This is a genomic window from Micromonospora sp. BS32, from assembly GCF_059089345.1.
Map to the genome: position 1 here is coordinate 49,291 of NZ_JBSSHR010000001.1, position 19,978 is coordinate 69,268.

Annotated in this window: 19 protein-coding genes; 11 read left to right on the forward strand and 8 right to left on the reverse strand. The window is 72.9% G+C overall.

Annotated features, from left to right (window positions below; genetic code table 11):
- Positions 1–31: 31 nt before the first annotated feature.
- From AC5RWQ_RS00230 to AC5RWQ_RS00240, 3 genes are all read left to right on the forward strand, one after another.
- Positions 32–1,279, forward strand: a complete 1,248-nt coding sequence (locus AC5RWQ_RS00230; protein ID WP_334482580.1) for a sugar ABC transporter substrate-binding protein — start codon at positions 32–34, stop codon at positions 1,277–1,279.
- A 69-nt stretch (positions 1,280–1,348) separates the two neighbouring features.
- Entirely contained in the window at positions 1,349–2,482 is a 1,134-nt protein-coding gene (locus AC5RWQ_RS00235) for a carbohydrate ABC transporter permease (RefSeq protein WP_494280724.1), read from the forward strand.
- A complete protein-coding gene (locus AC5RWQ_RS00240) occupies positions 2,479–3,372 on the forward strand; it encodes a carbohydrate ABC transporter permease (protein WP_494280725.1) in 894 nt (297 codons plus the stop codon). Before AC5RWQ_RS00235 ends, AC5RWQ_RS00240 begins: the two co-directional genes overlap by 4 nt.
- Before the next feature lie 45 nt (positions 3,373–3,417).
- On the opposite strand, the gene AC5RWQ_RS00245 is transcribed toward AC5RWQ_RS00240, so the two are convergent.
- From AC5RWQ_RS00245 to AC5RWQ_RS00255, 3 genes are read right to left on the reverse strand one after another with little or no spacing between them, the layout of a single operon-like run.
- Positions 3,418–3,798 carry a VOC family protein gene (locus AC5RWQ_RS00245; protein ID WP_494280726.1) on the reverse strand — a complete coding sequence of 127 codons (381 nt, stop codon included), beginning with the start codon at positions 3,796–3,798 and terminating at the stop codon, positions 3,418–3,420.
- A gap of 28 nt (positions 3,799–3,826) precedes the next feature.
- Positions 3,827–4,843, reverse strand: coding sequence for a sigma-70 family RNA polymerase sigma factor (locus tag AC5RWQ_RS00250; protein ID WP_494280727.1), 1,017 nt, complete (start codon positions 4,841–4,843; stop codon positions 3,827–3,829).
- A gap of 50 nt (positions 4,844–4,893) precedes the next feature.
- Positions 4,894–5,475 (reverse strand): GNAT family N-acetyltransferase, encoded by a 582-nt coding sequence (locus tag AC5RWQ_RS00255; protein WP_494280728.1) that lies wholly within the window; start codon positions 5,473–5,475, stop codon positions 4,894–4,896.
- Positions 5,476–5,510: 35 nt separating this feature from the next.
- On the opposite strand from AC5RWQ_RS00255, the gene AC5RWQ_RS00260 reads away from it, so the two are divergent.
- Complete coding sequence (locus AC5RWQ_RS00260) at positions 5,511–6,821, forward strand: glycosyltransferase family 87 protein (RefSeq protein ID WP_494281127.1); 1,311 nt, start codon at positions 5,511–5,513, stop codon at positions 6,819–6,821.
- Here the strand turns inward: AC5RWQ_RS00260 and AC5RWQ_RS00265 are convergent.
- A complete protein-coding gene (locus AC5RWQ_RS00265) occupies positions 6,720–7,271 on the reverse strand; it encodes a GNAT family N-acetyltransferase (protein WP_494280729.1) in 552 nt (183 codons plus the stop codon). The two genes, AC5RWQ_RS00260 and AC5RWQ_RS00265, sit on opposite strands and share 102 nt — an antisense overlap.
- Before the next feature lie 77 nt (positions 7,272–7,348).
- Here AC5RWQ_RS00265 and AC5RWQ_RS00270 point away from each other — a divergent pair, with 77 nt between their 5' ends.
- Both AC5RWQ_RS00270 and AC5RWQ_RS00275 read left to right on the forward strand, forming a co-directional pair.
- On the forward strand, positions 7,349–8,578 hold the full coding sequence (locus tag AC5RWQ_RS00270) for a winged helix-turn-helix domain-containing protein (protein WP_494280730.1): 1,230 nt from the start codon (positions 7,349–7,351) through the stop codon (positions 8,576–8,578).
- A gap of 46 nt (positions 8,579–8,624) precedes the next feature.
- A complete protein-coding gene (locus AC5RWQ_RS00275; protein ID WP_494281128.1) occupies positions 8,625–9,164 on the forward strand; it encodes a DUF2752 domain-containing protein in 540 nt (179 codons plus the stop codon).
- A gap of 27 nt (positions 9,165–9,191) precedes the next feature.
- On the opposite strand, the gene AC5RWQ_RS00280 is transcribed toward AC5RWQ_RS00275, so the two are convergent.
- Together AC5RWQ_RS00280 and AC5RWQ_RS00285 are read right to left on the reverse strand one after the other, a co-directional pair.
- Positions 9,192–9,461, reverse strand: a complete 270-nt coding sequence (locus tag AC5RWQ_RS00280; RefSeq protein WP_494281129.1) for a Txe/YoeB family addiction module toxin — start codon at positions 9,459–9,461, stop codon at positions 9,192–9,194.
- Between the two features lie 5 nt (positions 9,462–9,466).
- Positions 9,467–9,718 (reverse strand): type II toxin-antitoxin system Phd/YefM family antitoxin, encoded by a 252-nt coding sequence (locus AC5RWQ_RS00285; RefSeq protein ID WP_494280731.1) that lies wholly within the window; start codon positions 9,716–9,718, stop codon positions 9,467–9,469.
- A gap of 172 nt (positions 9,719–9,890) precedes the next feature.
- Between AC5RWQ_RS00285 and thyX the strand changes: the two genes are divergently transcribed.
- The 4 genes from thyX to AC5RWQ_RS00305 all read left to right on the forward strand — a co-directional run bounded on the left by thyX (position 9,891) and on the right by AC5RWQ_RS00305 (position 15,117).
- Entirely contained in the window at positions 9,891–10,628 is a 738-nt protein-coding gene (gene thyX, locus AC5RWQ_RS00290; RefSeq protein ID WP_494281130.1) for an FAD-dependent thymidylate synthase, read from the forward strand.
- A 53-nt stretch (positions 10,629–10,681) separates the two neighbouring features.
- The gene (gene dapA, locus AC5RWQ_RS00295; protein ID WP_334482551.1) at positions 10,682–11,608 is read left to right on the forward strand and encodes a 4-hydroxy-tetrahydrodipicolinate synthase; all 927 of its coding nucleotides are present in this window, start codon (positions 10,682–10,684) and stop codon (positions 11,606–11,608) included.
- A 52-nt stretch (positions 11,609–11,660) separates the two neighbouring features.
- Positions 11,661–13,349: a ribonuclease J gene (locus AC5RWQ_RS00300; protein WP_334482548.1), complete on the forward strand. Its 1,689-nt coding sequence runs from the start codon at positions 11,661–11,663 to the stop codon at positions 13,347–13,349.
- A 190-nt stretch (positions 13,350–13,539) separates the two neighbouring features.
- Positions 13,540–15,117 (forward strand): S1 family peptidase, encoded by a 1,578-nt coding sequence (locus AC5RWQ_RS00305; RefSeq protein ID WP_494280732.1) that lies wholly within the window; start codon positions 13,540–13,542, stop codon positions 15,115–15,117.
- A gap of 88 nt (positions 15,118–15,205) precedes the next feature.
- Here the strand turns inward: AC5RWQ_RS00305 and AC5RWQ_RS00310 are convergent, their stop codons facing one another.
- Positions 15,206–16,879 (reverse strand): YbjN domain-containing protein, encoded by a 1,674-nt coding sequence (locus AC5RWQ_RS00310; protein ID WP_494280733.1) that lies wholly within the window; start codon positions 16,877–16,879, stop codon positions 15,206–15,208.
- Positions 16,876–17,352: a type III secretion system chaperone family protein gene (locus tag AC5RWQ_RS00315; RefSeq protein ID WP_494280734.1), complete on the reverse strand. Its 477-nt coding sequence runs from the start codon at positions 17,350–17,352 to the stop codon at positions 16,876–16,878. The genes AC5RWQ_RS00310 and AC5RWQ_RS00315 overlap by 4 nt, the downstream gene beginning before the upstream one ends.
- Before the next feature lie 114 nt (positions 17,353–17,466).
- Between AC5RWQ_RS00315 and AC5RWQ_RS00320 the strand changes: the two genes are divergently transcribed.
- Positions 17,467–19,923, forward strand: coding sequence for a DNA translocase FtsK (locus tag AC5RWQ_RS00320; RefSeq protein ID WP_494280735.1), 2,457 nt, complete (start codon positions 17,467–17,469; stop codon positions 19,921–19,923).
- Positions 19,924–19,978 lie beyond the last annotated feature (55 nt).

The following is a 19,978-nucleotide window of genomic DNA, read 5'->3' on the forward strand; positions in this document are numbered from 1 at the left end:
TTCGCACCACTTCCCCCACCCAGGAGAAAAGATGGCACCTCGATCTCTCACCCGCGCGGCGGTGGCCGGCCTCGCCGCCGTCGCGCTCTTCGGCTCCGCCGCCTGCGGCAGCGGCTTCGACGACGACAAGTCGGACACCACGCAGTCCAGCGGCCCGGCCAACCTGCAGATCCTGATCGGCTCCTCCGGCGACGCCGAGACCAAGGCGGTGCAGGACGCGGCCGCGAAGTGGGCGAGCGGCTCGGGCAACCAGGCCACCGTCACCCCGGCCCAGGACCTCACCCAGCAACTCGGCCAGGCCCTCGCCGGCGGCACCCCGCCGGACGTCTTCTACGTCGACGCGGCCCGGTTCGCCGACTACGCCAGCGTCGGCGCCCTGGAGCCGTACGGCGACAAGATCAGCAACCCGGACGACTTCTACGAGAGCCTGCGCACCACGTTCACCTACGACGGCAAGTTCTACTGCGCGCCGAAGGACTTCTCCACCCTCGCCCTGCAGATCAACACCGACCTGTGGACCAAGGCCGGCCTGACCGACGCGGACGTGCCGACCAGCTGGGAGCAGCTCACCGCCACCGCCCGCAAGATCAAGGCCAAGGGCCAGGTGCCGCTGGCGCTCGGCGACACCCGGGACCGGATCGGCGCGTTCCTGGTGCAGAACGGCGGCTGGCTGATCAGCAAGGACGGCAAGCAGCCCACCGCCGACACCCCGGAGAACGAGGCCGCCCTCACGTACGTCAGGTCGCTGCTCACCGAGGGGCTGGCCCGCTACCCGAAGCAGCTCGACGCCGGCTGGTCCGGTGAGGCGTTCGGCAAGGGCAAGGCCGTGATGACCATCGAGGGCAACTGGATCAAGGGCGCCCTGCAGAACGACTTCCCCAACGTGAAGTACAAGGTCGTCGAGCTGCCCGCCGGGCCGAAGGGCAAGGGGACGCTCTCCTTCACCAACTGCTGGGGGATCGCGGCCAAGAGCAAGTTCAAGGACCAGGCGATCAAGTTCGTCGAGGCGATGACCGCCGGCGACCAGCAGATGACCTTCGCCAAGGCGTTCGGCGTGATGCCGTCCCGGCAGTCGGTGCGCGACCAGTACAGCAGCGAGTTCCCGGCGGACAAGCCGTTCATCGACGGCGCCGAGTACGCCCAGGGCCCGGTGAACGCCCCGAAGATGGACAGCGTCCTCGGTGACCTGGACACCGGCCTGCAGGGCCTGTCCAACGGCAACCCGAAGACCATCCTCGGCAACTTCGACAAGAACGCCAAGGCGGCGCTCGGCGGCTGACGTGACCGAAAGGGGGGCGTCGCCGACCGGCGGCGCCCCACCGGCCACGCGCGAGTCGAAGGAGGGGAGATGGCAACCGAAGCACTGGCGGCGCCGGCCACCGCGAGCGGCCGCCCGCCGCGCCGCACCGGACGCGGCATCCGGAGCAACGAGAACGTCGCCGGCTGGCTCTTCGTCGCCCCGGTGATCGTGATCCTCGGACTGTTCCTGCTGCTGCCGATCCTGATGGCGCTCTGGGTGAGCCTCACCGACTGGAACGGCCAGGGCAGCCCGTTCACCGCGGAGGTGCCGTTCGTCGGCGCCGACAACTACACGAAGCTGTTCAGCGAGGACGGGCTCGCCCGCCGCGACTTCATGACCAGCATCCGCAACAACATCTACTACGTGGCACTGGTCGTGCCGACGCAGACCGTGCTCGCCCTCGGCCTCGCGCTGATCGTCAACAACCGGATGCTCAAAGGGAAGGCGTTCTTCCGTAGCGCCTTCTACTTCCCCTCGGTGACCAGCTCGGTGGCGATCAGCGTGGTCTTCCTCTTCCTCTTCGCCAACTCCGGGGCGGTCAACCAGCTGCTCGGTGTCTTCGGCATCGACGGGCCGCAGTGGTTCGCCGACTCCCGTGGGGTGCTGCACCTGCTGCTCGGCGCGGTCGGGGTGGACACCGCGCCGGCCGGGCTCACCGACGGCGGGCCGTTCGGGCTGAGCTGGTGGGACTGGCTCTCCGGACCGAGCGTCGCGATGATCTCGATCATCGCGCTGGTCGTCTGGACCACCTCCGGCACCTTCATGCTGATGTTCCTGGCCGCGCTCCAGAGCGTCCCGGTGGCGCTGGACGAGGCGAGCACCCTCGACGGCGCGAGCCGCTGGCAGCGGCTCCGGTACGTCACCCTGCCGATGATCAAGCCGACCATGTTCCTGGTGGTCACCCTCGGCCTGATCGGCTCCTGGCAGGTCTTCGACCAGGTGTACGTGATGAGCCAGGGCGAGCCGGCCAAGACCACGCTCACCCCGGCGTACCTGTCGTACCGGACCGCGTTCCGGGACTTCGACTACGGCTCCGGGGCGGCCATCTCGTTCGTGCTGTTCCTCATCATCATCGTGTTCACCCTGGTGCAGCGCCGGGTGATGGCCGACCGGGACACCGACGCGCCCGCCACCGGTAACCGGTGGTGGCGTCGCCGGGTACGAGGGGGGTCGCCGTCATGACCGCACTCACCGACCGCCCGCCGGTGGCGGCGGCGCCCGCCCGCCGCGACCGCCGCGGCGCCCGCACCCTGGTCAGCCGGATCCTCGGGTACGCCGTGCTGATCTTCTTCGGGCTGGTCTTCCTCTACCCGTTCGTCATCCAGCTCGGCAACTCGCTGAAGACCGAGCCGGACGCGGCGGCGAACCCGCTGTCGCCGTTCCCGAACCCCGTCACCACCGCCGGCTTCGAGCGGATCTTCGAGGGCACCAACTTCCCGCTCTGGCTCGGCAACTCGCTGCTGGTCACCGTGCTGGTCACCCTCGGCCGGGTCTTCTTCGACTCGCTCGCCGGGTACGCCCTGGCCCGGCTGCGGTTCAAGGGCCGTTCCGGGCTCTTCGCCGCGGTCATCGCGGTGATGGCGGTGCCCGGCGTGGTGCTGCTGATCCCGAAGTTCCTGGTGCTCAACCAGCTCGGCATCTACAACAGCTACGCCGGGCTGGTCGTGCCGCTGCTCGCCGACGCGGCCGGGGTCTTCATCATGAAGCAGTTCTTCGAGTCCATCCCGGTGAGCATGGAGGAGGCGGCCCGGATCGACGGTGCCGGCGTCTTCCGCACCTACTGGTCGGTGGTGCTGCCGATGGCGAGGCCGGCGCTGATCACCCTGACCATCCTGTCGTTCCAGGGCTCCTGGAACGAGTTCCCGCACAGCCTCGTCTCGGTCCAGGACCCGGACCTGTTCACCCTGCCGCGCGGGCTGGCCGACCTGGTCAGCGGCTCGCTCGGCAAGGGCACCCAGTATCCGCTCAAGCTCGGTGCGGCGCTGCTGGCGACCATCCCGGTCGCGGTGCTCTTCGTGATCTTCCAGCGCTACTTCGTCCGCGGCGGCAACGAGGGCGCGGAGAAGGGCTGACCCGGCACGTGGCGGTTCCCGGGAGTCGTCGGGAACCGCCACGTGTCACTGCCGCGCGATGACCGACATGATGTTGCCGGCCGGGTCGGTGAACCAGGCGATCGTCGGCCCGTTGTCGCGCATGATCCCCTTCTCGTCCTGCGGCATCCCGTCGTAGCGCTCGAACCGCACCCCGCGCGCGGTCAGCTCGTCGACAGCCCGGTCGACGTCGTCCACCGGGAAGTTGAGCACCGTGAAGGACGCCGGGATGTGGTCCGCCTTGGGATAGACCACGACGTCCCGGTCGCCGGCGAGGTGCAGCGTGAGCAGCCCGCCCGGGCCGCCCTGCTGCGACACCCGCAGGCCGAGCGTCTCGGCGTAGAACCGCTGCGCGCGGTCGGTGTCGTCCACCGAGAACCCGCTGAACGCCGGAGTGTCCCTGAACATGGTGATCTCCTCACTCTCCTCGCCGTTGTCAGGGCGACGCGGGCGTCCGGAGCTCGTCGTGGCCGCACGGACCGAGCCGGGCCGGCAGGCCGAACAGGGGGAAGAGCCGGGGCTCGAGGAAGTGGGTGAGCCCGGTGATCCGGCCGCTGGCGATCGCCAGCAGCTGGATCGAGAACGGCCGGTGGCCGCCGGCCGGGTCCGGCCGGTACTGCGCCAGCGCCGGGCCGCCGTTGGCCGCCACCTCGACCAGCCGGGAACCCCGGCAGCCCGCGCCGGGCCCGGCCAGCCAGCGGCCGATGTCCGCCGCCCCGCGCAGCCACATCGGGTACGGCGGCATGCTGTGCACCGCGTCCTCCCGCAGCAGACCCACCAGGGCGTCGATGTCGTAGCGCTCGAAGACCCGCACGTAACGGTCGAGCAGGTCGCGGTGCTCCCGGTCCAGCGCCGGGCCGGGGGCGGTGGGGTCCCGGTCGCCCATCGTGGCCCGGGCCCGTTGCAGCGCGCTGTTGACCGCCGGCACGCTGCTGCCGAGCAGGATGGCGACCTCGTCGGCCCGCCAGCGCAGCACGTCCCGCAGGATCAGCACCGCCCGCTGCCGCGGCGGCAGGTGCTGCAACGCCGCCACGAAGGCCAGCCGGACCGACTCCCGGGTCACCGTCGCCTCGGCCGGGTCGCCCCCGCCGGGAAGCACCGCCGCGTCCGGCGCCGGCTCCAGCCACCCGTCGGCCGGCGACCCGAGTGCGGCCGGCTCCGGTGCGGATGGGGCGCCGAGATCCATCGGCAGGGCCCGCCGCCCACGCCCCCGGAGCTGGTCCAGGCAGACGTTGGTGGCGATCCGGTAGAGCCAGGTGCGCAGGCTGGACCGCCCGTCGAAGCCGTCGAGGCCGCGCCAGGCGCGCAGCAGGGTCTCCTGCACCGCGTCCTCGGCGTCGAAGATCGAGCCGAGCATCCGGTAGGCGTAGCCGGTCAGCTCGACCCGGAAACCCTCCAACCGGGCCGGGTCGCTCGTCACCACCGCCGCGTCGCGCGCAGTTGCCGCCGTCATGGAGCCACCGTAGGCCGGCCCCCCGACAACGCGCCCGGCGACGCGCGTACTCAGGGCTGCTCGACCGGCTCCGTGGGCACGGCGACGTGCAGGCGGACCTGGGGGACCAGCATGTCGTCGACGTCCAGGGCGCGGGCCGCCCCGTCCGGCTCCCAGCCGGTGCTGGTCAGGAATTTGCGGGTCGCCTCGTCGCCCTCGAACGCCCAGGCCACCGCTCGCCCGAAGCCGTCTTCCCGCCACAGGTCCACGGCGGCGGCGAGCAGCCGGCTGCCGTGCCCGCGCCGGCCCCAGCGCGGCTCCACCAGCAGGTCGGTCACCGCGGCCACGCCCTCGCCGAGCGCCTCGGCCGGCTCCTCGGGGGCGAGCGCCTCCGCGTCCGCCGGTCCGGAAGCCGCGAACCCCACCAGATAGGATTGCTCGGCCTGTTCGACGGCGACCAGCACGCGGTGGGCGCCGGAGGGCGGCTCCTGCACCGCCGCGCTCCACCGCCGGGCCAGCCATGCCTCGTCCAGGTTGTCGAGCACGTGCCGGGGCAGGATCCGGCGATAGGCGACCCGCCAGGTCGCGAGCTGGATGCGTGCGATCTCACCGGCGTCCTCGGGACGCGCCGGGCGGACGTACCCCATGGCCATGGCACGGAAGCCTACGCAGGGCGGGAGAGACGATGGTGGCGCAGGGTGCCAGGCGGACGGCGTGGCAGGTCACCGGGGTCGTCGCGCTCGCCGTCGCGGTGGCCGCCTTCCTCACGGTGGCGGCGGTGCGACACGGCTTCTTCGACCTGAAGGTCTACTACGGCGCGTTGAACTTCTGGGTCCACGACGGCGGCGAGATCTACGACTACCTCAAGCTCGGCACCCAGTACGGCTTCACCTACCCGCCCTTCGCCGCCCTGGTGATGCTGCCGATGGCGTACCTGCCGTGGCCGGCGGCGATCACCGTCAGCGTGGTCGCCAGCGTGGTGGTGAGCAGCGTGGCGATCTGGTGGTTGCTCGACCCGGTCGCCCGCCGCGCCGGCTGGACCCGCTGGTTCACCCTCGCGGTCGCGCTCTGCCTGGCCGCCGCCTTCGAGCCGATGCGCGAGACGATCAACTTCGGCCAGGTCAACATGCTGCTGCTCTTCCTGGTGGCACTGGACCTGCTCCGGCTGCTGCCGGCCGGCAACCGGTGGGCCGGGGTGGGCATCGGCCTGGCCACCGCGATCAAGCTGACCCCCGGCGTCTTCATCATCTACCTGCTGATCACCGGCCGCTGGCGGGCCGCGGTCACCGCCATGGCCGCCGCGGCCGCCGCCACGCTGGCCGCCGCCGCGCTCTTCCCGGACGCCTCCCGGGAGTTCTGGACCTCGGCGCTGTGGAACACCAACCGGGTCGGTGAGCTGGCGTTCGTCTCCAACCAGTCGCTGCGCGGGGTGGTGGCCCGGCTGCACCCGGAACACCCGAGCACCCTCGCCTGGCTGGTGCTGGTCCTGGCCACCCTGGCCGTCTGGGGCTGGCGGGCCCGGGCCGCCGTGGCGAACGGCGACGAGGCGACCGGGCTGGCGCTGACCGGCGCGATGATGTGCCTGGTCAGCCCGGTCACCTGGGTGCACCACCTGGTCTGGCTGATCCCGGCGCTGATCCTGCTGGTCGACAACGCGGTCGCCGCGCCCGCCCGCAGCCGACGCCGCCGCGCGCTGGTGGCCTTCGTGGTGATCGCGTACGGGCTGCTGATCAGCCGGATCGTCTGGGCCTGGGAGAAGGACTTCAGCGGCGTGGACGGCTTCCTGGGCAGCAACACCTACGTCTGGATCAGCCTCGCGCTGCTGCTCCTGCTGCCGATCCGGCACGGGGCCGCCCCGCTGCGCGGCGACGGCCCGGCCCGTGGCGGGCCCGGCGGGTCAGCCGTCGAGCCGGCCGGCGTACCGCAACTCGTCGAGGTGGACCGGGGGACGCCCACCGGCGAGCGGCACCGGGTAGGTGCACCGCTCACCGTCGGGTGACAGGCCGGCCCGCTCCCAGAAACGGCGGGCCCGGGCGTTCTCCGCGAGCACCCAGAGCCGGTACTCCCGCCAGCCCCGCGCCGCCAGGCCGTCCCGGGCGGCGGACAGCAGGGTTCGCGCGGTGCCGTCGCCCCAGTGCGCCGGCTCGACGTACACCGCCACCACCTCGCCGCGGGTCTCGTCCAGGTCGTCCCGGTCCTGGTTGTTGCGGTACGGCCCGAACGTGGTGAAGCCGGCCGGCACCCCGTCGACCTCGGCGAGCAGCGTGGTGAACGGGTGCTCCGGGTCGGCGGTGCCGAGGTCCCGGCGGCGCTGCGCCCAGGCCGCGGGGTTGAGCCGGCGCAGCACCTCGTCGGGCATGATCCCGGCATAGCCGGCCTGCCAGCCGTGGATGTGCACCCGGGCGATCGCCTCGGCGTCCTCGGGGTCCTCGCGACGGATGGTCAGCATGTGTCCGTTCTATGCCTCTACCGGCGGCCGGTCCAGCGTCCGCTCCGGTGTCGCAGGCGTGGATTAGGGTGCCGACGATGGCCGTACCGGAATCGCTCTCCCTCGCCCAGGCCCGGCGGGTGGCGCTGGCCGCCCAGGGCTTCGCCGACCCGGCGCCCACCGGCGTGCCCACCCGCCGCCATCTGCGGCGGGTGCTCGACCGGGTCGGCCTGATCCAGATGGACTCGGTCAACGTGCTGCAGCGGGCGCACTATCTGCCGCTCTACAGCCGGCTCGGGCCCTACCCGACCACCCTGCTGGACACCGCCGCCTACTGCCGCCCCCGGGAGCTCTTCGAGTACTGGGGCCACGAGGCGTCACTGGTGCCGGTGGCGCTGCACGCCGCGCTGCGCTGGCGGATGGCCAAGGCCCGGGACGACGCCTGGGGCGGGATGCGCCGCATTGCGCAGGAGCAGCCCGAACTGGTCGCCTGGGTCCGCGACGAGGTGGCCGCCCGGGGCCCGCTGACCGCCGCCGAGATCGAGCACGACGCGCCCCGGGAGACCGGCAACTGGGGGTGGAACTGGTCGGCGGTGAAGCGGGCGCTGGAGTTCCTCTTCTGGGCCGGCGAGGTCACCGCCGCCGAGCGCACCACCTCCTTCGCCCGCCGCTACGACCTCCCCGAGCGGGTGCTGCCGGCCGCCGCCCTGGACGCGCCCACGCCGACCGACGCCGAGGCGTACCGGACGCTGGTGGCGGTGGCCGCGCGGTCACTCGGGGTGGCCGCCGAGCCGGAGCTGCGCGACTACTTCCGGCTGCCGCTGGCCGGTGCCCGGCAGGCGATCGCCGAGCTGGTCGAGGCCGGCGAGCTGCTCCCGGTCGCCGTGCAGGGCTGGCGGCAGCCGGCCTGGCTGCACGCCGACGCCCGGCTGCCCCGCTGGGTCCGGGGCAACACCCTGGTCAGTCCGTTCGACCCGGTGGTCTGGGAGCGGGCCCGCACCGAGCGGCTCTTCGGCTTCAGCTACCGGATCGAGATCTACGTGCCGGCGCCGCAGCGGGTGCACGGCTACTACGTGCTGCCGTTCCTGCAGGGGGAGCGGTTCACCGCCCGGGTCGACCTGAAGGCCGACCGCAGGGCCGGGGTGCTGCTGGTGCCGGCGGCCTGGCGGGAGCCGGCCGCCGACCCGGGGGAGACCGCCGTGGCGCTCGCCGCCGAGCTGCACCGGCTCGCCGGCTGGCTCGGCCTGTCGGCCGTCGCCCCGCCCGCCGCCGGTGACCTGGCAGCGCCGCTGGCCGCCGCGCTGGCGGGCGTGGCCGGTGTACCGTGAGCGCGTGACGAGCGTGGACGGGCCGGCCGGTTCGGGCGTGCAGGGAATGGACGGCGCGGCGTACGGGCCCGGCGACGGGCCGTACCCGGGCGGCGACCCGGCGGCCCCGTGGCCGCCGGTGGCCTACCAACCGGTCGAGCCGGACCGCCTCACCCGACTCGTGCTCCGCGTGTACGACCGGTCCCCGCGCTGGGCCGTCCCGTTGGCCGCCGTCGGCTGCGTCGGCCTCGGCATGGCGTACGCGCTGGTCAGCGATCCCACCCGGAGCGACCCGGACGCCGCCCCGAGCTGCCTGCTCAAGCTCACCACCGGGCTGGACTGCCCGGGCTGCGGCGGCACCCGCGCCCTCTGGTACGTGCTGCACGGCGACATCCCCGCCGCCGCCCGGCACCACTTCCTCTTCGTCTTCGCGCTGCCCTTCCTGGCGTACCTCTTCGTGGCCTGGGCCGGTGAGCGGGCCTTCGGTTGGCGGCTGCCGCAGCTGCGGATCAGCTCGCCGGTGATCGCCGGGTTCCTCGTCGCCTGGCTGGCCTTCTCGGTGGTCCGCAACCTGCCCTGGGCCCCGTTCACCGCGCTCTACGTCTGACCGCCGCTCGGTGACCGGTAGCCCGAACTACTTCTCGTAGTGGTATCGGCAGCTGATCACCGTCAGCACGTCCTTGTCGTCCTTGCCGACGGTGGTCACGTAGACCAGCCGGTGTTCGTCCGTGATCCGGCGTGACCATGCCCCTGCCAGGTGGTACTTCAGTGGTTCCGGCTTGCCGATGCCCTGGTGGGGATCGCCCCGGCTGATGTTCTCGATCAGGCGGTTGATCTTTTTGACCACTGCGCGGTCGGTGTTCTGCCAGAACATGTAGTCGCGCCAGCCCGTGCTGACAAACATGATCTTCACGACAGGTCGAGCTCCCGCTCGACGGCTTCCCCGTCGCGGAGTTCGGCCATGCCCTGCGCCAGCCAGGCCGCATTGGCGGGTGACCGAAGCAGGTAGGCCGTTTCGGTCATGGAGTCCCAGTCTTCCTTGGACACCAGCATGGCGTTGCCGTGCTTGGAGACGATCTCGATCGGCGCGTGATCCTGGTTGACCTGTTCGATCAGCGGAAAGAGACGCTTGCGCGCTTCGGACGCGGAGATGGCGGTCATCGGCAGGCTCCCGGTCAGATCACGAGTGGTACAAGAAATGGTACCATTTTCGGTGGTGTCACCGTCGATCCCGATCGAGCGGCGGGCCTGGCCGGCGTGACCGGTGTGGCACCGGGCGAGCCGGGTTTGAGCGTGAGCAGCGCCGGCCACTACAGTCCCAGGAATGCCGGAGATGGTGCAGCCCCAGGTCAAGCTGATCGCGTGGACCCAGTTCCAGGCCCCGGACGACGTGCCGTGGTCGACCGACGCCGAGGGCGGCCAGGCACTGGCCGAGTTCGCCGGGCGGGCCTGCTACCAGAGCTGGAAGAAGCCGAACCCGGCGACCGCGACCAACGCCGGCTACCTGGCGCACATCCTCGAGGTCGGGCACCTGTCGGTGCTGGAGCACGGCTCGGTGAGCTTCTACTTCACCGGCGTCTCCCGCTCGTTCACCCACGAGCTGATCCGGCACCGGCACTTCTCGTACTCCCAGCTCTCCCAGCGGTACGTCCCCGAGCGGGACGCGGCCATGGTCGAGCCCTCGGTGATCGCCGAGGACCCTGAGCTGCACAAGAAGTTCGTCGAGGCCGCCGAGGCGAGCGTCCGGGCGTACACCGGGCTGCTGGAGGGGCTGGAGCAGCGCTTCTCCGACGAGCCCAACCCGACGCTGCGCCGCAAGCAGGCCCGGCAGGCGGCCCGCGCGGTGCTGCCCAACGCCACCGAGACCCGGATCGTGGTCACCGGCAACTACCGGGCCTGGCGGCACTTCATCGCGATGCGCGCCACCGAGCACGCCGACGTGGAGATCCGCGAGCTGGCCGTGGAGTGCCTCCGCCAGCTCCAGGGGGTCGCGCCGAACGTCTTCGCGGACTTCGTCATCGCCACGCTGCCGGACGGCACCGAGGTGGCGACCAGCCCGCACGGCGAGTGAGTCCTGGGCCCTTCCCCACCAGTCGTCCGGTGGCCGTCCGCTAGGTTGGGAGCATGACGCACGACCACCCTGCCGCCCCCGACCGGGGCGTGTCCCGCCCGTTCGGGCGACTACTCACGGCCATGGTGACCCCGTTCACCGCCGACGGCTCCCTCGACCTCGACGGCGCCGTACGGCTGGCGAACCACCTCGTCGACGAGCAGGGCAACGACGCGCTCGTGCTCAACGGCACCACCGGCGAGTCGCCCACCACCACGGACGCGGAGAAGGAGCGCCTGATCCGCGCGGTGGTCGAGGCGGTCGGCGACCGGGCCCGGATCGTCGCCGGAGTGGGCACCAACGACACCCGGCACACCATCGAACTGGCCGCGTCGGCCGAGAAGGCCGGCGCGCACGGTCTGCTGGTGGTGACCCCGTACTACAGCAAGCCGCCGCAGAGCGGCCTGCTGCGGCACTTCACCGCGGTCGCCGACGCCACCGGGCTGCCGGTGATGCTCTACGACATCCCGCACCGCGCCGGGGTGGCCATCGCCACCGACACGCTGGTGCGCCTCGCCGAGCACGGCCGGATCGTCGCGGTGAAGGACGCCAAGGGTGACCTGGCCGCCACCAGCTGGGTGACCAGCCGGAGCAACCTGGCGGTGTACAGCGGGGAGGACGCGCTCACCCTGCCCGGGCTCGCCGTCGGGGGGGTCGGCGTGGTGGGCACCTCGACGCACTTCACCGGCGCCCTGACCAAGCAGATGATCGAGGCATACGACGCCGGCGACAACCACACCGCGCTGGCCCTGCACCGGCGGCTCATGCCACTGTTCACCGGGATCTTCCGCACCCAGGGCGTGATCCTGGTGAAGGCGGGGCTGGCGGCCAAGGGCCTGCCGGCCGGCCCGGTGCGGCCCCCGCTGGTGGACGCGACCGACGACGAGATCGCCCAGCTGCGCGCGGACTGCGCCGCAGCGGGCCTGGAGCTGCCCGAATGATCGAACGACACGATGGACGCCGGGTTACGGCGTCGCAGAATGAGGTGGACGCGTGACCGAGGCGCACATGGAGGGCGAACTGCCCCCGCCGCTGCCGGAGGGCGGCCTTCGGATCATCCCGCTCGGCGGGCTCGGCGCCATCGGCCGGAACATGACCGTCTTCGAGTTCGACGGCAAGTTGCTGATCGTGGACTGCGGGGTGCTCTTCCCCGACGTCGAGCAGCCGGGCGTGGACCTGATCCTGCCCGACTTCGGCCCGATCCTGGACCGGCTCGCCGATGTCCAGGCGATCGTGCTGACCCACGGCCACGAGGACCACATCGGGGCGGTGCCGTACCTGCTCGCCCACAAGCCCGACATCCCGCTGGTCGGCTCCCAGTTCACCCTGGCGCTGGTCGAGGCGAAGCTGGCCGAGCGGCGGATCCAGCCGTACACGCTGACCGTGCGGGAGGGCGGCCGGGAGCGGCTCGGGCCGTTCGAGTGCGAGTTCTTCGCGGTCAACCACTCGATCCCGGACGCGCTCGCGGTGGCCATCCGCACCCCGGCCGGCCTGGTGCTGCACACCGGCGACTTCAAGATGGACCAGCTCCCGCTGGACGGCCGGATCACCGACCTGGCCGGCTTCGCCCGGCTCGGCGCCGAGGGTGTGGACCTGCTGCTGTCGGACTCCACCAACGCGGAGATCCCCGGCTTCGTCACCCCGGAGCGGGAGATCGGGCCGGTGCTCGACTCGATCTTCGTCAAGGCGAAGGGGCGGATCATCGTCGCCTCGTTCGCCTCGCACGTGCACCGGGTGCAGCAGGTCTTCGACTCGGCGGCCGAGCATGGCCGCAAGGTGGCGCTGATCGGCCGGTCGATGGTCCGCAACATGGGCATCGCCCGCGACCTGGGCCTGCTCAACATCCCGGCCGGCCTGGTGATCGGGATCGAGGAGGCCACCACCCTGCCGCCCGAGCAGATCGTGCTGATGTCCACCGGGTCGCAGGGCGAGCCGATGAGCGCACTGGGCCGGATGGCCAGCGGCGACCACCGGCACATCACCATCGCCCCCGGCGACACGGTGGTACTGGCCAGCTCGCTGGTGCCCGGCAACGAGACCTCGGTCTACCGGGTGATCAACCGGCTGGCCCGGGCCGGCGCGGTGGTCGTGCACAAGGACGTGGCGAAGGTGCACGTCTCCGGCCACGCCCCCGCCGGCGAGCTGCTCTACCTGCTCAACGTGACCCGTCCCAGCAACCTGATGCCGGTGCACGGCGAGTGGCGGCACCTGCGCGCGCACGCCCGGCTCGGCATCGAGTCCGGGGTCGCCCCGGACCGGGTGGTGCTCTGCGAGGACGGCGACGTGGTCGACCTGGTCGAGGGGCGGGCCAAGCTGGTCGGGCACGTGAAGAGCCGCTACGTCTACGTCGACGGCCTGGCCGTCGGTGACGTCAGCGAGTCGCTGCTCACCGAGCGGCGGATCCTCGGCGACGGCGGCTTCATCGCCACCACCGTGGTGGTCGACTCGGTCACCGGCAAGGTGGTCGCCGGCCCGACCCTGTCGGCGAAGGGCTTCTCCGAGGACCCGGAGGCGTTCAACCCGGTCGTCCCGCTGGTCACCGAGGCGCTCAACCGGGCCGCCGCGGACGGCATCACCGACCCGCACCAGCTCCAGCAGATCGTCCGGCGCACCGTCGGGCGCTGGGTCAACGACAAGTACCGCCGGCGTCCGATGATCGTCCCGACGGTCGTCGAGGTCTGACCCCACCGGCTCCGCACGCCGGTCCACCGTCCGCGGTGGACCGGCGTCGCCGTTCGGGGGTACGTCGACGGTAGGCGACCGTACGGACACGCTGCGGTGAAAGATCCGGATCGACCTCAACCGATCGGCGGTTCTCTCCGTACTCCGGTCCGGCAGGCGTACCCCGCGCCGGCCGGGAGGAGCATGGCGGATGGACCGCAGACGGATGACAGCCATCGGCGTGGTGCTGGCGGCGGCCGGCCTGACGGCGGCGGTGACCCTGCCGTCGTTCGCCGGGGAGAACGCCGCCCCACGGGCCGGTGGGCCGGCCGGCGCGACCGGGACGGGCGGCGCCGCCCCCGAGGTGCTGGACGCGATGAGCCGGGATCTCTCGCTCACCCGCGAGCAGGCGGCGAAGCGGCTGGCCAGCGAGCGGCGGGCCGCCGGCACGCTGGGCGGGCTGCGGACCCAGCTCGGCGACGCCTATGCCGGTAGCTGGCTCAGTGCCGACGGCGGCACGCTGACCGTCGCGGTGGCCGACCCGGCGCAGGCGGCCCGGGTACGCGCCGCCGGAGCGGTGCCGAAGCAGGTCGACCGGGGCGTCGACGAGCTGGACGCGGTGAAGACCCGGCTCGACTCGGCCGGTCGGCAGGCCACCCCGGACATCGCCGGCTGGTACGTCGACGTCAGCAGCAACACGGTGGTGGTGCTGGCGCGGCCGGGCGCCGAGGACTCCGGCCGCCGGTTCGCCGCGGCGACCGGGGTGCCGGCCGGCGCCGTCCGGGTGGAGGCCTCCGCCGAGACGCCGCGCCCGCTGTTCGACGTACGCGGCGGTGACGCGTACTTCATCAACAACGCGGGCCGCTGCTCGGTCGGCTTCGCCGTGGTGGGCGGGTTCGTCACCGCCGGGCACTGCGGCCAGGCGGGCGACCGCACCACCGGCGCGAACCGGGTCGCCCAGGGCACCTTCAAGGCCTCGTCGTTCCCCGGCGACGACTGGGCGTTCGTCGAGGTGAACGCCCAGTGGACGCCGCAGGGCGTGGTGAACGACTTCAACGGTGGCACGGTGCCGGTGAACGGCTCCGCCGAGGCCCCGGTCGGCGCCTCCATCTGCCGTTCCGGTTCCACCACCGGCACCCGCTGCGGGGTGATCCAGGCCAAGAACGCCACGGTGAACTACCCGGAGGGAACGGTCACCGGGCTGACCCGGACGAACGTCTGCGCCGAGCCGGGCGACTCCGGCGGTGCGTGGCTCTCCGGCGACCAGGCGCAGGGCGTCACCTCCGGCGGCTCCGGCGACTGCACCCAGGGCGGGGTGACCTTCTTCCAGCCGGTCACCGAGATCCTCCAGCGCAACAACCTGACCCTGGTGACCGCGAACGGCCAGTCGGCCCCGGCCGAGCCGCCGGCCGGCGGTGACGCCACCGCCCCGCCGGCCACGGTCGCCCCGACCGCCCCGCCCGCCGGTGGCGGGGAGGCGTCGGTGTGCACCGGTGCGGTCAGCCGTACCGGCGAGATCGCCGCAGGCCGGTCGCAGGCCCAGCCCGACGGCCGCTGGTTCGTCACCCAGGCGGGCGGGCAGAGCGCCTGCCTGGAGGCTTCCGACGGCGCGCAGCTGGTGCTGGAACTCCAGCGTTGGACGGGTACCGGCTTCCGCACGGTGGCCCAAGCCGGCACGCAGGACGGCATCGCGAAGCTCGAGGCCGACGGCGCCGCCGGCGCCTACCGCTACCGGGTCACCGCGCTGAGCGGGTCCGGCGAGTACACCCTGGCGTTCTCCGCCAGCTGATCCGGCGGCACACCGCGGGCCCCGCCCGCCGCTGTCGCGGACCGCGGCCCCTGACCACCACCGCCCGGTGGTCGGGGGCCGCGCCGCGTCAGGGCAGCGCGGCGACCGCCTCGGCGTACGCGACGCCGGTGGCCACCGCCGCGTCGACCAGGACGCCGAGCTGGGCGGGGGCGACCCCGTGCTCCAGGTCGGTGGTGACGTCCCCGGCCAGCACGAGCTCGTCGGAGTCCAGCTCGTGCACGTACGCCTTGGGCAGCAGCCGGTCGTGGTTCCAGGAGTTGCAGAACTCGTACGCCTCGGCGAGCCGGTGCGCCGGCAGCCGCCGGGCGGCCACCACCCGGGCGTGCAGGATCTCCCCGTGCCGGCCGATCTGACGGAACTGGATGACCGCCTCGTCCCAGCGGCCGACGACGACCCCGCCCGCGTCGACGGCGTACACGTCGCCCCGGCGGTCGAGCACCGAGGTGATCATCGACAGGGCGAGCGGCGCCGGCTCGTCGGCCGACGGCAGGAACGGCTCGTCCGCCGGGTCGTCGCCGGGCCGGTCGTCGGGGAGCGGCACGGGTGGGCCGAGGGGTCGTTCGGCCAGCCAGGAGGCGATCCGGCCGGACTGGTGGCCGGTGCCGTTGCGGGCGTCGAAGCTGCCGGCCAGCCGGGTGGCCAGGGCGAGCAGGTCGGCGCCGAGGGTCGCCACGTCCGGGTCGGCGGCGGGGCGGTCGCCGTACGCCGGTCTGCGCACCCGCCGCCCGCCCAGCCCCGCCTCGACGGCGAGGGCGCAGACCAGCGCCCCGGCGGCGGCGAACTCCATCGCGGACAAGTCGTCGTACGGGTGGTCCAGCCGGGGCAGCTGCTCGGTGAGCACGTCCAGCCCCCGGTCGAGGTGCCCGGCCAACGCGCAGAACCGCAGGTGGGTCGCGAGGTACGGGAAGGCGCCCCGCTCCCGCCGGTGCCGCCGGTACGCCCGTATGTGCGCCTGCCCGGCCCGCTCGGCCCGCCCGGTACGCAGCCACGGCAGCAGCGCCCCGGCCAGCGCGCGTTCCGGCTGGTCGGTGCAGTCCAGCACGCCGTCGAGCAGGGGGCGCAGCGCGTCCAGCGCCGCCGTGTCGTCGCCCCACCCGGCGAGCAGCTCGGCCTGGCGGGCCGGCAGGCAGCCCGGGCAGCCGGCCGTCGGGTCGGGGTCGGCGGCCGCCCAGTCGTCGTACCAGCGCCGGGCGGCCGGCTCGTCGCCGAGGTGGTCGGCGAGCCGGCAGCGCAGCTGGGCGACCAGCCCGCTCCGCTCGCCGGCCCGACGGGCCAGGTCGTCGAGGAGCGCCCGGGCCTGGTCCAGCCCGATCCGGGGCGTGCCGATCGCGGCCTCGACCGCGTACCGCTGGTGGCGGCGGAGCCGCTCGGCGTCGCCGGGTCGCTCGTCGAGCAGCCCGGGGAACCGGTCCACAGTGGTCAGGGCACGCCGCACCGGCTCGGCCACCCGCCAGCGCTCCCCGTCCGACAGGTACGCCTCGACCAGCGCGATCCGGGCGTCCAGTGCGGACCGCCCGTCACCGACCGCGTCGGCCCGGGCGGCGATGCGGTCCAGCTCGGCGAAGCGCGGCTCGCCGTCGGGCAGGTCGCCGGCGTCGGCGAGCGCGGCGACCAGCTCCGGGTCGGCTCCGCCCGGACCGGTCGACGGGTCGGGCCCGCCCCGGTCGGTCGACCGGTCCGGTCGTCCACCCTGGCCGGTCCAGCGGCGGCCCGGATGGGGGAGGGAGTCGCCGCCGGTCACGGGGTCGCCCCGCCGGGTAGCCGGCCGACGGCCTCGGCGAGCTGGCAGCCGGTCGAGATGGCGCAGTCGAGGAGCTGGTCGAGCTGGTGCGGAGTGACCCCGCGTTCCAGGTCGGTGATCACCTCGCCGCAGACCCGGGCCCGCCCGTCGTCGTCGACGTGGACGAACGCCTTCGGCCAGAGCCGGTCGTGGTTCCAGGAGTTGCAGAACGCGTAGAGCGCCGGCACGTACTCGATGCCGAAGGTCGGCGCGGCCAGGGTGCGGACCTGGAGCAGCTCCCCGGCGACGCCCGGGCGCAGGAACCAGATCAGGCTGTCGGCCCAACGGCCGACCAGATCACCGTCGTTGTCGGTGGAGTACGCGTAGCCCCGGTTCGTCAGCACCGCGGCGATCAGCGACCCGGTCAGCGGTCGTAGGGCCTGCGGGTGCCCGGTCAGGGGGTCCGGACCGTCCTCGAAAGCAGGCGACGCCATCGGGCATCCCTTCCTGAGGCAAATAACACGTCTGGAGGCGTGGTCCGCGTTGCGACGCGCGGACACGACCCGGAAAAGCGGCGATCTCCCGGGTCACGCCGTTACGGTGACTGTATGGCGGGCCGTACCTCTCAGGCGAGCCGGCGGCGCGGCGCGTCGCCGCGCGGCACCACGAACAGTCGTGCCCGCCAGCCGGCGAAGAAGACCACCCGGGCCCCGGCCCGGCGGCGAACCGCGGCCCGTCCCGGGCCCGCGGTCCTCGTCGGCCGGGCCGTCGGTGCACTGTGGTTGGGGCTGGCGCACGGCGTCGGCTGGGCGGTGCGCGGCGCCGGCCGGCAGGTCGCCTCCGCCCGCGACCTCGATCCCGAGCACCGCCGCGACGGCGGCGGCCTGCTGCTGTTCGGCCTCGCCATCCTCAGCGGGGTGGCCATCTGGTTCTCCGGCGCGGGTCCGCTGGGCGCCCGGCTGGCCGACACCGTGCGGCTCTTCCTCGGCGCGATCGCGATCGTCGTGCCGGTGCTGCTGATGATCGGCGCCTGGCGGCTGATGCGTACCCCGGCCGACCCGGCGCATCGCGGCCGTGGCCTGGTGGGCTGGGGTTCGATGCTGATCGCCACCGCGGCGATGCTGCACATCGGACAGGACCCGGTCGACCCGGTGCAGCGTGACTACGCCGGCGGCCTGGTCGGTGCCGGGGTGGGCGACCTGCTGAAGGCGGCGGTGACCGCCTGGGTGGCGGTGCCGCTGCTGATCCTGCTGCTGGTCTTCGGCCTGCTGGTGGTCACCGCCACCCCGATCAACAAGATCCCCGAGCGGCTGGGGCTGCTGGCCGGCACGCTGGTCGCCCCGCCCGGGGCGCGGGAGGAGGGGGAGGAGACGGCCGCGAAGCCGGCCCGCCGCCGCCCGGCGAAGAAGACCGCGCCGCCGCCGCTGGACCCGGACGACCTCGACGACTACGAGGGTGTCGACCTCCAGGACACCATCGTGCTGCCGCGCAAGCCTCCGGCCAAGGTACCGGCCAGCCGCAAGCCGGTCGAGCCGCCGGAGCACTCGCCGCCGCCGACTCGCGCCGAGCAGCTCGCGCTCAGCGCGATGGACGGCGACTACACCCTGCCCCCGGCCAACATGCTCAGCAGCGGCAGCGCGCCGAAGACCCGGAGCAAGGCCAACGATGAGGTGATCGCCGCGCTGACCGGCGTGTTCGACCAGTTCGACGTGGACGCCGCGGTCACCGGGTTCACCCGCGGCCCGACCGTCACCCGGTACGAGGTGGAACTCGGCCACGGCGTGAAGGTCGAGCGGATCACCCAGCTCTCCCGCAACATCGCGTACGCGGTGAAGTCACCCGACGTGCGGATCCTCAGCCCGATCCCGGGCAAGAGCGCGGTCGGCGTGGAGATCCCGAACACCGACCCGGAGAACGTCGCACTCGGCGACGTGCTGCGCTCGCGGGCGGCCACCAGCGACCACCACCCGATGGTGGTGGCGCTCGGCAAGGACATCGAGGGCGGCTTCGTGGTGGCCAACCTGGCCAAGATGCCGCACATCCTGATCGCCGGGGCGACCGGCGCCGGCAAGTCGTCCTGCCTGAACTCGCTGCTGGTGTCGGTCCTGACCCGGGCCACCCCGGACGAGGTCCGGCTGCTGCTGATCGACCCGAAGCGGGTCGAGATGACCGGCTACGAGGGGATCCCGCACCTGGTCACGCCGATCGTGACGAACGCGAAGAAGGCGGCCGACTCGCTGGAGTGGGTCGTCCGCGAGATGGACATGCGCTACGACGACCTCGCCGCCAACGGGGTCCGGCACATCGACGACTTCAACCGCAAGGTGCGCAACGGCGAGATCAAGGCCCCGCCGGGCAGCGAGCGGGAGATGCGGCCCTACCCGTACCTCCTGGTGATCGTGGACGAGTTGGCCGACCTGATGATGGTCGCCCCACGCGACGTGGAGGACTCGGTCGTCCGGATCACCCAGCTGGCCCGGGCCGCCGGCATCCACCTGGTGCTGGCCACCCAGCGCCCCTCGGTCGACGTGGTCACCGGCCTGATCAAGGCGAACGTGCCGTCCCGGCTGGCGTTCGCCACCTCCTCGCTGGCCGACTCCCGGGTCATCCTGGACCAGCCCGGCGCGGAGAAGCTGCTCGGCCGGGGTGACGGGCTCTTCCTGCCGATGGGCGCGTCCAAGCCGGTCCGGATCCAGGGCGCCTGGGTGACCGAGCGCGAGATCGCCGACGTGGTGAAGTTCTGCAAGGACCAGCGGGAGCCGGAGTTCCGCCCGGACGTGCTCGCCCCGGCGCAGGAGAGCAAGAAGAAGACCGACGAGGACATCGGCGACGACCTGGACCTGTTGGTGCAGGCGGTGGAGCTGGTGGTCACCTCGCAGTTCGGTTCGACCTCGATGCTCCAGCGCAAGCTGCGGGTCGGCTTCGCCAAGGCGGGGCGGCTGATGGACCTGATGGAGACCCGCGGCGTGGTCGGCCCCTCCGAGGGTTCCAAGGCCCGCGACGTGCTGGTCAAGCCGGACGAGCTGGAGGAGGTCCTGGTCGGCCTCCGCGGCGGCGGGGACTGACCGGCCGTTCCGCCGGCCGCGATCGACCGGCAGTCACTTCTCGTGTTCCTGCGAC